Source organism: Haladaptatus sp. (assembly GCF_049589095.1).
In the GTDB taxonomy this organism is placed as follows: Archaea; Halobacteriota; Halobacteria; order Halobacteriales; family Haladaptataceae; genus Haladaptatus.
Genome location: NZ_JBAWAC010000017.1, coordinates 1 through 12,507 on the forward strand (window position 1 = coordinate 1; position 12,507 = coordinate 12,507).

At 61.6% G+C, this 12,507-nt stretch carries 14 protein-coding genes and 2 tRNA genes; 6 read left to right on the forward strand and 10 right to left on the reverse strand.

What is annotated here, in order from left to right:
* A partial coding sequence (locus tag WBV42_RS00565) for an IMP dehydrogenase (protein WP_423984317.1) occupies window positions 1-307 on the forward strand: 307 nt, incomplete at its 5' end.
* A gap of 42 nt (window positions 308-349) precedes the next feature.
* On the opposite strand, the gene WBV42_RS00570 is transcribed toward WBV42_RS00565, so the two are convergent.
* Complete coding sequence (locus tag WBV42_RS00570) at window positions 350-976, reverse strand: LysE family translocator (protein ID WP_423984318.1); 627 nt, start codon at window positions 974-976, stop codon at window positions 350-352.
* A gap of 390 nt (window positions 977-1,366) precedes the next feature.
* Between WBV42_RS00570 and WBV42_RS00575 the strand changes: the two genes are divergently transcribed.
* On the forward strand, window positions 1,367-3,091 hold the full coding sequence (locus tag WBV42_RS00575) for a succinylglutamate desuccinylase/aspartoacylase family protein (protein WP_423984319.1): 1,725 nt from the start codon (window positions 1,367-1,369) through the stop codon (window positions 3,089-3,091).
* A 229-nt stretch (window positions 3,092-3,320) separates the two neighbouring features.
* Here WBV42_RS00575 and WBV42_RS00580 read toward each other — a convergent pair.
* Window positions 3,321-3,394, reverse strand: a tRNA-Lys gene (locus WBV42_RS00580).
* Between the two features lie 468 nt (window positions 3,395-3,862).
* Between WBV42_RS00580 and WBV42_RS00585 the strand changes: the two genes are divergently transcribed.
* A complete protein-coding gene (locus WBV42_RS00585) occupies window positions 3,863-5,308 on the forward strand; it encodes a DHH family phosphoesterase (RefSeq protein ID WP_423984320.1) in 1,446 nt (481 codons plus the stop codon).
* 1 nt (window position 5,309) lies between these two features.
* Here the strand turns inward: WBV42_RS00585 and WBV42_RS00590 are convergent, their stop codons facing one another.
* The 3 genes from WBV42_RS00590 to WBV42_RS00600 form a co-directional block, all read right to left on the reverse strand.
* Window positions 5,310-5,606: a PRC-barrel domain-containing protein gene (locus tag WBV42_RS00590; protein ID WP_253229063.1), complete on the reverse strand. Its 297-nt coding sequence runs from the start codon at window positions 5,604-5,606 to the stop codon at window positions 5,310-5,312.
* Between the two features lie 181 nt (window positions 5,607-5,787).
* Window positions 5,788-6,909 carry a pyridoxal phosphate-dependent aminotransferase gene (locus WBV42_RS00595; RefSeq protein WP_423984321.1) on the reverse strand — a complete coding sequence of 374 codons (1,122 nt, stop codon included), beginning with the start codon at window positions 6,907-6,909 and terminating at the stop codon, window positions 5,788-5,790.
* A 65-nt stretch (window positions 6,910-6,974) separates the two neighbouring features.
* Window positions 6,975-7,409 carry a DCC1-like thiol-disulfide oxidoreductase family protein gene (locus WBV42_RS00600; protein WP_423984322.1) on the reverse strand — a complete coding sequence of 145 codons (435 nt, stop codon included), beginning with the start codon at window positions 7,407-7,409 and terminating at the stop codon, window positions 6,975-6,977.
* 132 nt (window positions 7,410-7,541) lie between these two features.
* On the opposite strand from WBV42_RS00600, the gene WBV42_RS00605 reads away from it, so the two are divergent.
* Entirely contained in the window at window positions 7,542-8,432 is an 891-nt protein-coding gene (locus WBV42_RS00605) for a sulfurtransferase (RefSeq protein WP_423984323.1), read from the forward strand.
* A 36-nt stretch (window positions 8,433-8,468) separates the two neighbouring features.
* Here the strand turns inward: WBV42_RS00605 and WBV42_RS00610 are convergent, their stop codons facing one another.
* Window positions 8,469-8,609, reverse strand: coding sequence for a hypothetical protein (locus WBV42_RS00610; RefSeq protein WP_190303734.1), 141 nt, complete (start codon window positions 8,607-8,609; stop codon window positions 8,469-8,471).
* A 174-nt stretch (window positions 8,610-8,783) separates the two neighbouring features.
* Between WBV42_RS00610 and WBV42_RS00615 the strand changes: the two genes are divergently transcribed.
* Window positions 8,784-9,086: a HalOD1 output domain-containing protein gene (locus WBV42_RS00615; protein ID WP_066142601.1), complete on the forward strand. Its 303-nt coding sequence runs from the start codon at window positions 8,784-8,786 to the stop codon at window positions 9,084-9,086.
* A 3-nt stretch (window positions 9,087-9,089) separates the two neighbouring features.
* Here WBV42_RS00615 and WBV42_RS00620 read toward each other — a convergent pair whose 3' ends face one another.
* The 3 genes from WBV42_RS00620 to WBV42_RS00630 form a co-directional block, all read right to left on the reverse strand.
* Window positions 9,090-9,389 carry a hypothetical protein gene (locus WBV42_RS00620; protein WP_423984324.1) on the reverse strand — a complete coding sequence of 100 codons (300 nt, stop codon included), beginning with the start codon at window positions 9,387-9,389 and terminating at the stop codon, window positions 9,090-9,092.
* 774 nt (window positions 9,390-10,163) lie between these two features.
* Window positions 10,164-10,856 (reverse strand): SDR family NAD(P)-dependent oxidoreductase, encoded by a 693-nt coding sequence (locus WBV42_RS00625; protein WP_423984325.1) that lies wholly within the window; start codon window positions 10,854-10,856, stop codon window positions 10,164-10,166.
* 79 nt (window positions 10,857-10,935) lie between these two features.
* Window positions 10,936-11,020, reverse strand: a tRNA-Ser gene (locus WBV42_RS00630).
* A gap of 102 nt (window positions 11,021-11,122) precedes the next feature.
* On the opposite strand from WBV42_RS00630, the gene WBV42_RS00635 reads away from it, so the two are divergent.
* Window positions 11,123-12,073, forward strand: coding sequence for an AAA family ATPase (locus WBV42_RS00635; protein WP_066147803.1), 951 nt, complete (start codon window positions 11,123-11,125; stop codon window positions 12,071-12,073).
* A gap of 20 nt (window positions 12,074-12,093) precedes the next feature.
* On the opposite strand, the gene WBV42_RS00640 is transcribed toward WBV42_RS00635, so the two are convergent.
* A partial coding sequence (locus WBV42_RS00640; protein ID WP_423984326.1) for a DUF7519 family protein occupies window positions 12,094-12,507 on the reverse strand: 414 nt, incomplete at its 5' end.

Below are 12,507 nucleotides of genomic sequence, written 5' to 3' on the forward strand. Positions count from 1 at the left end.
GGGCAGCGTCGGCGCGATGAAGAGCGGCGACGGCAGCCGCTATCTCAAGGACGAACCGCAGGACGAGGACGAGTACGTCCCCGAAGGTGTCGAGGCGGCCAAACCGTACAAGGGAACCCTCGAAAGCGAACTCCACCAACTCGTCGGCGGCATGCAGTCCGGCATGGGCTACGTCGGTGCGGAGACGATTCCGTCGTTCAAGGAGCGCTCGGAATTCGTCCGCATCTCGCCCGCCGGCCAGCAGGAGAGCCACGCACACGACGTGATGATTACCGACGAAGCGCCGAACTATAGCCCCGGCGAGTAATCACCCGATTCCGACCTCGAACTTCGCTTTTCGTTTCGTGTTTCATCCGACGTGCTCGGGCAGTGCCAATCGAATTCCGAGGCCGACGAAGACGCTCCCCGCGAGCCACTGGAGGCCGCGGTTCACGCGGTCGTTCTCACGGACGACCCGTCCCACGCGTTGTGCCGCGAAGGCAACCGTCGAGAGGTATACGAGCGTCAACACGGCGTAGGTCAGGCCGAGCAACGCCATCCGAACGTCGGTGTTCGACCCGGTTCCGGCGAACTGTGGAAGGAACGCGAGGAAGAACAGCGCGACTTTGGGGTTGAGGACGTTCACGGCGACGCCCTGCCGAAAGCTGTTTTCGGTGCGTTCGATATCCGTTTCGCTCTCCAACGTCAGTCCGTCGTCCGACCGGAGCGTCTGAATCCCGAGAAAGACGAGGTAGATGGCACCGACGAGTTTGACGGCGGAGTAGGCGACCGCAGAGGTTCGGAGGAGGACGGAGAGACCCAGCACTGCCGCAGTCGTGTGAACCAAAACTCCGGTGCTGACGCCCGACGCCGCCCGGACGCCTGCCCGCCGTCCGTATTCGATACCGCGGGTAAGAACGCAAATCGTGTCCGGGCCCGGCATGGCGATGAGCGCGAGCGAAGCGCCGAGAAAGACCAGCAGGGGTGAGAGAGCCATCGTTCAGCTAACGCGGACGAGCGGTCGCCAGTAATACCTTTGCACGAAAGGGGGCGACGGGACCGCGTTACCGTGACAAAGGGGCAATGAAACCGCGTTACTGTGACAACAGTAAACACGATCTGTTAGCGAGGAGACTTATAATAGATTTGCATGTAAATCCAAGGAGGTATCTCAATAAAGAAGACATGATATGATAAGAATCATTTCAGATTCGATCAAACCATGCCACGAAATAGCCCTTCATCAGATTTGACGGATTTCGAGGTCGATCGACGCACATATCTCAAATCGGGTATCTTTGCACTCGGTTCGGTAGGGGGATTGGCCGCCGGTTCGCGGGGTGTCTCCGCGGGTTCGAGCGGCAACTCTCGTTCGAGCTATTCGATTATGGAAGGAACGGCGGAAGAGACGACGGTGTACGAAATCGACAGCGGGAACCCCGGTCCGACGGTGATGCTCACCGGCGGAATACACGGTAGCGAGGCGAACGGGTACAAATCGGCCGAGGTGATCATGAATTGGGACATCGACGCCGGACGGATGGTCGTGATTCCCAGATGCAACCAGTGGGGAATCGAACGGAACTCGCGGACGTACGACAACCACAACAAGCACAATATCGACCTCAATCGACAGTTCCCGCCGGGAAAGACGCCGACGACGCCACTCGCCCGAGCGATTTGGAACGTGGCAGTGTCGGAGGACATCGACTTCCTCATCGACATGCACAGTTCCCACGGTATCTACAAGAACGGCGACGGCGTCGGGCAGGGTATCTTCTCCACGGCGGCGGGGAACGCGACTGCCTACCGCAAGCGCCTCGTCTCGTACATGAACGAGAACGTCATCACCGATTCGACGTTCGCGTACAGCGGGGCGATGAGTCCGGACGGTTCGCGGCCGATGCTCAAACACAAGGTCGGCGCGGATCTGAACACGCCCGCGATGATCATCGAATCGACGTACGAGTACGACCGATCGATCGCCACACAGGTCCAGAACACCACCGCCGTTGTTCGTGAATTCTTCCGGGAGTACGGCCTCATCACGCAGTCGCACAACGCGGCCGCGGACAACGCGCTCCTGTACCACGACGACGCCGCCGCCGTCGATGCGTCGGTGGACGACAACGGGAAACGGTCCGGACTCTCGTTCACGGTCACGAACGACGCCGACTCGTCCATGTGGATTCAGGACGTGCGAATCGAACCGGCGAACGACGACATCGACGGACTCAGCGACCACTCCTACGACGAGGGTAAATGGGTCAGCGAACTGTTCATCGACGCCGACGTGCGGAACGGCGTTACCGACCTCAACGGTGGCACGTCACTACCGACGACCATCGATCTCGGTTCGGACGGATTCAGCGACAGTGCCTCGACCGAGGCGGTCCTCTCGTCCGGTTCCTCCGCGACCGTCCATCTCTACCAGTTCGAATCGGACGGCTCCCCGGTCGATATGGCGGGCGAATCGGTCGACTTCACCGTGAGCTACGGACTCGACAGCGGGGCGATGGGGTCATCCTCGTTCACGGGGAGTAGCGCCTCGTCCGGTTCGAGCGCCCCTTCGCAGGATTCGATCATTCCATCGCACGGTTCGAACACGTCCTCACAGGATTCGAGTGCTCCTTCTCAGAGCGGCTATCTCGCCTACAACAAGGACGCCGGAGCGGTCGATACCCCTGCTGACGACAACGAGGAACGGTCGGGAATCACGTTTAGCCTCACGAACAAATCCGGGTCGAACACGACGATTCGGAGCATCGGTATCGAACCGGAGAACGACGACATCGACGAACTGCGCGACCACTCCTACAGCGAGGGCAAGTGGGTCAGCGAACTTGCCATCGACGCCGACGTGCAGAACGGCGTCACCGACATCAACGGCGGAATGTCACTTCCCGGGTCCATCGATCTTGATACCGATGGCTTCAGCAACAGTGCATCGGTCGAAGCGGTTCTCTCGTCCGACTCGTCCGCGACCATCAACCTCTATCAGTTCCGCGCGAGCGGGTCACCCGTGGACATGGCTGGCAAAACGGTCGACGTGGGTATCGAATACTCGGTTAACGGCAGCGGCAAATCGCGAACCATCACCCTCCGTCCCTGAGATTCACCGGAGCGGGACGACCGTACCTTTTTAGGAGACGTTTACGAATCGATCGAAGCCATGGACGAGACGTTCGAAGCGTTCTGGAAGCCGCTTTCCGATTTTCCGGACGACAATTGGCTGTCGTATCCCGAGGGCTTGTTGGAATTGCTGATCCATGAACTGTGAGCGGGTGCTCTCCTCGAAATAGCCGAAAAGCCACGACTCACGAATCAGTTCGTCGTAGAAACGGGCCGGGCGCGATTTGAACACGCGACCGTCTGATTAAGAGTCAGACGCTCTGCCTAACTGAGCTACCGGCCCAACGCATTTTGAAAAAGTCGGGTGGGACGTAAATACGTTTCCTTTCGAATCGCAGTGTCCCGGTTTGGGGTGAAAAACGATGTGAAAAATCGGCCCGAAAACGAGGTCAGTAACTGCCGATGACACCGAGCTTTCGCGCCCGGAATTACAGAGGGTGAAGGCCACGTAATCGGCGGCGAAAGAGATGTCGTCGATGGCGGTGATATCCCACCATCTCGGGTCACGTACACGTTCGTCAACCCTTCGGCGGACATCACAGATTCACTTCCGTCAGTCGCCGACGGGGAAGCGAAACAGTCGGCTCCCGTATCGGGTGTGTTCAGTATTATCACCGCGGTTGGTGACATTCGTTTTTACTATCTCGATGATGGATCGATCACTCTCACGGATGAGTAAAGCTGGGCGTGGACTGGTTTCAACGGCGCTCCGGGAGGATTAAGTACCGGCCGGGGCAACGGCCCAGTAGTAATGAGCGCCGGGATAACTATCTCCTCGATGTCTTCGTACGCCATTTTGGGTTGTGGGAGCGTCGGCTACGCCGTCGCCGAGGAACTTGTTGCACAGGGGAAAGAAGTTCTCATCATTGACCGGGACAGCGATCGCGTCGAGGCGCTCCGCGACCAGGATTTGAACGCGCAGAGCGGGGACATCCGCGAAGAATCGGCCGCGAAAGACGTTGCCGACCGCGACGTCGTCCTCATCCTCTCGTCCGACGTCGCGGCCAACAAGGAAGCCGTCTCGAACCTGCAGGACCGAGGTGGCGAACGGTTCACCGTGGTCCGTGCGAGTGATCCGGTGTCGGCCGACGAACTCACCGAGATGGGCGCGGACGTGGTGATCAACCCGTCGACGGTTATCGCCAACTCCGCGCTTCGCTCGCTCGAAGCGGGCGAGTTGGAGTACAAGGCACGGCAGTTGTCCGCCGTCATCGAGGGCACGTCGAGCAAACTCGCGATTCTCACGCACGACAATCCTGATCCGGATTCCATCGCCAGCGCGGCCGCACTCCAGACGATCGCCGAAAGCCTCGGCGTCGAAGCGGACATCCTCTATCACGGTGAGATCGGACACCAGGAGAACCGAGCGTTCGTCAACCTGCTCGGTATCGAACTGATCCAGCGTGACGAAGTGAACGTGAACTCCTACGACACGTTCGCCCTCGTCGATCACATGCGGGCGACACAGCCCGAACTCGACCATCCGGTCGATATCCTCATCGACCACTACGAACCCGAATCGGAGTACGAAGCGGGGTTCTCGGACGTGCGGCCGAACGTCAGTTCGACTTCGACGATCATGACGAAGTACGTTCAGGAGTTCGATATCAACCTGAGCGAGGAGGTCGCGACGGCGCTCCTGTACGGTATCCGGGCCGAGACGCTCGACTTCAAGCGGGACACGACGCCCGCCGACCTCACCGCGGCGGCGTACCTCTACCCGTTCGCCAACCACGACACGCTCGAACAGGTCGAATCGCCGTCGATGTCGCCAGAGACGCTGGACGTGCTCGCCGAGGCCATCACGAACCGGGAGGTGCAGGGCAGTCATCTCGTCAGCAACGCGGGTTTCATCCGCGACCGCGATGCGCTCACGCAGGCCGCCCAACACCTGCTCAACCTCGAAGGCATCACCACGTCCGCTGTCTTCGGTATCGCTGACGACACCATCTACCTCGCCGCCCGGTCGAAGGACATCCGGATGAACATCGGTAACGTGCTACAGGACGCCTTCGACACCATCGGCGAAGCGGCGGGCCACTCGACGCAGGCCAGCGCGGAAATCCCGCTCGGCATCTTCACCGGTATCGAGACCAACGAGGACAACCGCGACACCCTGCTCTCGCTCACTGAAGAAGCAGTCAAGAAGAAACTGTTCGACGCGATGGGCGTCGATGGAGAATCGAACGGGAACTGAATTAGACGACCGCTTCTTCGCTTTCTCCCTCTTCCGGTTGCTTCAACCGTTCCACGACATCGTTGATGAGGATGACGTCGCCGACCGCGCGCACCCACCGGTACGGCACGATGATGCCGCGTCCCGGCGTGATGCGGTCGCCGAACAGTTCGTCGTTGATTCCCCCGAGCGCGAGACCTGTTACTGCCGTTTCGTTCAAATCGAGACGAACGTCGTCCACTTCTCCGACGAAGACTCCGTTGTTGGAGTAAACCTCCCGGCCGACGAGCGTCGTGATTTCCGCTGGGCTTCCATCCATACCGTCCATATGAACATGAGATTGTATGGGCGGGTCTTAACTCTTGGCAGACCACGGCGGAATGAACCTATCGGGTGGATGAGAGTCGTCTGACGCATTTCGCATACGAATCATATCGCTTGTATTTAGTAACCGATGTCTCGAACGTCTCACTGACACCTCGATCCTCGCAACGAGCGTCTCACTCCGCGATGTCGTCCAGCACGTCGCCGAACGCGTCCAACCCCGCACGGACCGTCTCGTTGTCCAGCCCCAAACTCAATCGGAAGCTGTCGCCGTCGTCGAAGAACCGTCCGGGAACGACAAGGATTCCCTCCTCCCACGCGGCTTCCGATACCTCGTCCCCGTCGGCCGACTCGTGGGAGAAAAAGCCGTAGGTACACCCGGACGGGACGGCCCCGGAGAGGTCGTCGCGCTCCTCGACGAATTCCGCAAGGAGTTCCCGATTCTCCTCGATTCGGTCGCGCGACCCTTCGGCGAGTTCCGTCTCGTCGTACAGTGCACGGCGGGTGAGCGCCATCCCTGGGGCCGATATCGCCGGGACGTGGAACATGACCGACTGGGCGCGGGAGACGAAGTCGGCGTCCGCGACGAGCCATCCGACGCGAACCGGGCCGAACCCGAGGTACTTCGTCATCGAGTTCGTAATGACCGTGTTCGGGAGCATGGCGGCGGTCGGGCCGCCGAAGACGCTGGCCTCGTCGGCACAGAACGGCGCGTACACCTCGTCCACGAGCAGAGTGGCGTCGTTGTCCGCGGCGGCGCGACTCGCTTCCGCCATGGTCTCGCGGCTCGCCCGACTCCCGCTCGGGTTGTGGCGGTTCGTGACGACGATACAGCGCGTTCCGTCGCTCATTGCCGCTTCGACTCGCCCGGGGTCGAGTCCGTAGTCGTCCTCGGCCGGTCTACGGAAGCGGTCCACCGTCGCACCGAGTCCCTCCGGCGTCGCCACCAGCGGTTCGTAGCCCGGTTTCTCGACCAACGCGCGCGGTGGACGGTCGTCGCCACCGTCCGTTTCGCCCGCTCCGTCTCCCTTCCCGCCGAGCGCGGCGGCCATGGCGACGAAGTTCGCGTGCGTGGCACCGGCCGTGACGAGGACGTTCTCCGTGCCGACGTCGTAGGCGTCAGCGATGATGGTTTCGAGGTCGAGGTCGTCCGGCGGCGACGGCAAGTCGGCGAGTTTCGGCGGCACGATACCGTCCGGTTCCGGCACCGCGCGCCGCAGGTCGCTCGACCCGAGGTCGTGCGTGGCGGCTTCGGGGCGACCGGTGATCCAGTCGAGATAGTCGATATCCGGGAACATACCGGGGCTACGGAGAGGTGAGTCTTAACCTTCGGGAAGGATGCAAACCACACGAGGGTGCACGATCAGTCGTCCCGCACCGCTATCGGCATCGAATCCGCGTTCGATGCCAAGGCGTCGAACCGTTCGCGGGCGTCGACAGCCATCGGATAGACGCCGTGGTACGGATCGGGGTCACCGTCCACCCCCGTCACCGTTCGGATGGTGTCCGCGATGGATTCGTAGTTGTCGCCGACGACGTCGCGGATCAGCGTCGGAACCCCCGCCCGCTCACAGAGTTCGCGGGCCGCTTCCCTCCCCACGTACACTCGACCCTCCTCGTCATCGGCGAACACCAACGCGAACGGTGTCGCATCGAACTGCGCTTCGAGAAACGACTGGGTCGCCTCCGCATCCCACGGAATCGCACCGACGCCGCGCACCCGTCGTAGCGCGGACGCGGCGGCCGAACAGAACGGACAGTCCCCATCGAAAACGAGTACCGCGTGATACTCGGTCATGCCGTTCCGGCTACGGGACTTTCGCGGATAAGGATTGTTGCGCCGGAACGGAACCGAAGAACGGTCGAACGTACCACCACGCGGTAACGTGCCCATCATCCCTAAGTGGAAATAAGGAGACGAACGAGACGTATGTCAGAGACCGAGCGAAGCGACGTTCTCGTCACGGCCGAGTGGGTCGACGACCATCTCGACGAGTTCGGGAGCGACGACCCCGAGTACCGACTCGTGGAGGCGGACATCGAGTACGACGAGTCCTACGCCGAGACGCATATCCCCGGTGCCATCGGGTTCCGTTGGGGGCCGCACCTCCAGGATTCGTTCCAGCGGGACATCCTGAAGAAGGACGACTTCGCCGAGATGATGGGTGAACACGGTATCGCCGACGATAGCACCGTCGTCCTCTACGGCGACGAGTCGAACCAGTGGGCGGCTTACACCTACTGGCAGTTCAAGTACTACGGCCACGACGACGTGTATCTCCTCGATGGCGGACGTGAGTACTGGCTCGAAAACGACTATCCGACGGACGACGAGGTGCCGTCGTATCCCGAGGCGGAGTACGACGCGGGCGGCCCGTTCGATCACCTCCGGATCTACCGCGAAGGCGTCGAGGACGCGATAGAGCTCGACCTCCCGCTCGTGGACGTCCGGTCGGAGGCCGAATACCGCGGCGAGAAAATCGCACCGGAGGGGAGTCCGGAAACCGCACAACGAGCGGGTCACATCCCCGGCGCGACGAACATCACGTGGAGCGAGAACCTGAACGACGACGGGACGTTCAAGGAACGCGACGAACTCGAAGCGCTGTACGAGGACCACGACATCACGGGCGACAGCGGCGTCGTCACCTACTGCCGTATCGGCGAGCGCTCGTCGATAACGTGGTTTACGCTCCACGAACTGCTCGGCTTCGAGGACGTGCGTAACTACGACGGGTCGTGGACCGAGTGGGGCAACCTCATTCGCTCACCCATCGAAGCCGAAACTGACGAACCGGCGAGCCGAGCGAGCAAAGGATAACCCCCCGGTTTCGGGCGGAGGAGTCGTGCGGTTCTCTTATTCCTGTTCGTCTTCCGTTTCGGTTCTCGATTTCCGACTCTCTATCGCACGGAGGAGGTCCGGCGTTCGCTCGTGTCGCGGTGTCTCTGCGAAGCGTTTGATTTGTCTGAAATCTTCGTCGGTTAATCCGGATTCCATACTAATTGTGGCGATTTTATACGGTATATATCTATGCAAAATAGTGCGTTTTCTGAACTGTCTGAAGATCATCATCCTATATTTGAACTGAGATATATATCCCATCTACCGACGCTCAGTCCGGATGGTGGGGTTTTTTATACAATGTCGTTGCCAACAGATAGTAGCCGAACCATGTCTCCGGGAAGCCAACTGACACCCCCAGAACCGACGATACCGGCGAAATCGCCCCCGCGACAGTTTGCTGTTCGGGAGGACGAGCAGGTGAGCGAGGCAGTCATCCGCGCCGTCTCCGAGCAGGAGAACGTCGACCTCCAGAACGTCGCGCCGCTCTACGAACGGATCGACCCCGACGCGTTGGACGACTTCTTCGAACCCAACTACGACGGCCGGGTTCCAACCGTCACCAGCGTCGAGTTCGATTACGGCGGATACACCGTCGTCGTCCGCGGTTCCGGTATCGTCGAACTCCACTGAATTTTAGCAGTTCGTTTCGATCGCGGTGACGGTCACCGCACGGACGCCGAATCCGTTCCCGAGAGCGACCGCGATAGCCTCCCGGTCGCGCGCTTCGGAGACGGTCAGTTCGGCGACGACATCGACCGCGATGTCCGTCGCTCGGGGACGGAATCCGGCGTGTGCGACGTCGTGGACGGTTCGAACCGACTCTATTTTCGTGAGCACGCCTCGTGCCGCCGTCGTGAGCGTGCCATCGGTTCCACGCGGAACTAACACCGTCACTTCAGCAGTGACCGTCACTGGGTGGAGTGCCTGTGACATACTGCTCCCGCGCGAATCGAACGCGCGACACCCGATCGCTGGACCGGTGGGGCCAGCGACGCGGACGGGGTAGACCACTACCCGACGGGAGCGGCGGAACGGGTCGAGGGGACAACGGGGCCGATACGAGACGAGATTCGCTCGACGAGGTCGAGAGATGTCTCTGGACGTTCGCCAGCGAGGCCTCTCACGGTGGGGTGTCACGGGGACACCCCAACGACGGTCGGACGGTTGCGGAGCCGTACCCGTTCCGGTCACGGCTGTCCGCGGATCGAGGTCGTCGGCCGAATCCGCCGAACCGATTCGGCTGACGACACTCGACACCCGAAATTACACACTGGTAGGACGAACGCCGGTGCCGGACGGTAGGGTCGAAAAGAGCCAACTGATGGCCCGGACCCGCACGGAGTCGGGGCTCCTCGATCGTGGAGAATCGAAGAAAGCACCCGCCGTCGGTGGCAGTGGCGTCCGCCTTACGCGACGAGCGTGGGTGCAGTCCGAATGCGGTGAACATCCGTCAGACCATACCACCCGTCGCGTCCGCATGGAAGATTCGCCTTGGATGCTCCATACAGAGCCATCCATGCGGAAATCCCAAACGCGGACACTCCGGCCTCGACGAGGACGGCGTGCAGTGGACGCGATTGGGCGGTGGTGGTCATGATTGTCACTCGGATTCGGTCAGTTGGGTGTATCTTCACGTATTTTGGCGAACATAATAATCGTTATGCAACCGTGAGATTGTCTAGCAATATACCGAAGCCGTTCGAACGGCTACCATTCGACGAGGGTTTTGTCCCGCCAGAGCCGCCCGCTCGGGCCGCCGGATTTGAAGCGCGCCAACCAGACCGGCGTTTCGGCACCCGTCTCGGCGCTCCGCGGGGCACTCGACCCACCCATTTCGGTTCGCACCCACCCCGGGCAGACGGCGTTGACGAGGAGGTCGGGATACTGCACCGCCAGCGCGTCGGTGAACGCGTTCACACCGGCTTTCGATACGCCGTACGGGAGATGGCCGGTATCGATGCCGCCGTCGAACTGTCCCGAGCCGCTGGAGAGGGTCACGACACGCCCACCCTCGCGCTCGGTCAGCAACGATAGCGCGTGTTTCGTGACGAGCATCGGCCCGTGGAGGTTCGTCCGGAGCGTCGTCTCGATCTCCCTGTCCGACAGCGACTCCAACTTCCCGGTCGGCCCGTACGTCGCGGCGTTGTTCACCACGATATCGAGTCGCCCCTCCTCGTCGACGATCGTCTCCACTGTCCCCCGAATCGTGTTCCCGTCGGTTACGTCGAGTTCGACGGCCCGCTGGTCCGTCGCCGTGACTTCGTCCGGATTCCGCGCTCCAGCATACACCCGCGCACCGAGTACAGTTAGTCCCGCCGCGATCTCCGCACCGATCCCCCGATTCGCCCCCGTAACGAGTGCACACTGTCCGTCCAGCGAGTCGTACACGTCAACGTTCATGGAACGGGTACGGAGTCAAGGTGCTTCCAGGTTGTGTCGATCACGAGCGTTTCGACTGGTCGAGTCGTGTTTGGAAAAGCGCCGAGAGGGAGATTTGAACTCCCGTGTCCGTGAGGACAGCAGATTTCGAATCTGCCGCCTTGGCCGGGCTAGGCTATCTCGGCTCACTTTCCAGTACTGCGTTTTGCACTTTATGGGTTTCGATTTAGGTCACGGGAACCTATCGGACCACCACATTAAAATCGATGGCCGTTGCGTGATATTTCATGGACGTTACAGACGCGAATACCAAGGCAGAATCCGTCCTCGATGCGATCGGAACTGCCGTCATCGCCGACCGCGAATTCCTCGAAACAGTCCTCCTCGGCGTCATGGCAGGAGGCCACGTCCTCCTCGAAGACGTGCCCGGAACCGGAAAGACGCTTACCGCGCGGAGCTTCGCCTCCGCGCTGGGCCTCTCGTTCAGCCGCGTACAGTTCACCCCGGACCTACTCCCGGCAGACGTGACGGGAACGCACGTGTTCAACGAACAGGACCGCCAGTTCGAGTTCAACGAAGGCCCCATCTTCGCCAACGTCGTCCTCGCCGACGAGATCAACCGTGCGCCGCCGAAGACACAATCCGCGCTCCTCGAAGCGATGGAGGAGGGACAGGTCACCGTGGACGGCGACACCCGCGAACTCCCGAAGCCGTTCTTCGTTATCGCCACGCAGAACCCCGTCGAACAGGAGGGGACCTTCCCGCTCCCCGAAGCGCAGGTGGACCGCTTCGCCGTCAAAACCAGCCTCGGCTACCCCGAACTCGACGGCGAGATCGAACTCCTCCGCCGCCGTGCGGGCCGTGACAGTCAGAGTCCGACGATGGAGAGCGTCCTCGACAACGAACTCGTCACCGCCCTCCAGTCCGTCCCCGAAACGGTGCGCGTCGAGGAGGACCTGCTCGAATACATGGCCGCCATCGCCCGCGAGACGCGCGAGGACCGCCGCGTCGAGGTCGGCGTCTCCCCCCGCGGGACCCAGCGCCTCTTCGAAGCGACACGCGCCCGCGCCGCCATGAAGGGCCGCGACTTCGTCACCCCCGACGACGTCAAACGCGTCGCCTACCCCCTCCTCTCCCACCGCGTCGTCCTGACCCCGGACGCGAAGGTGAACAACGTTCGAAAGGACGAAATCATCGAATCCGTGCTGGACAGCGTTCCCGTGCCGACGGTCGAATAGGAAAATCGATCTTTTCTTTCTCACGCCCGCAGCGCCGACGTGAGCGCCAACGTCGCGATCAGCAGGAACACCAGCGCTGTCACGGGTTTACCGCCGCCACCGACCAGATACACGCCGTAGCCGAGCGCACCGGCGGCGACGCCGACGATGGTGCTCGATGCGGCGTGCATGATTTCGAGCGTCCGCGTGTCCGCCTCGCGGCCCAGTTGCTCGCCGACGTTGATGGCCTGTTCGCCGAAATCCCACGCGAGGACCGTCGCTATCGCGCCAGGAATCAGGAGTTCCGGCGGTGCCGCGACGAGGCTCCCGGCCAGAATTCCGGCGAGGAGGACGAACCCGCCGGTCGTGACGAGGCGGCGCGACCCGCGGACGACGCCGATGGCCACGAACAGCAGGCCGAACAAGCCGAAGAGCGCGCCGATGCCGCCGAAGAG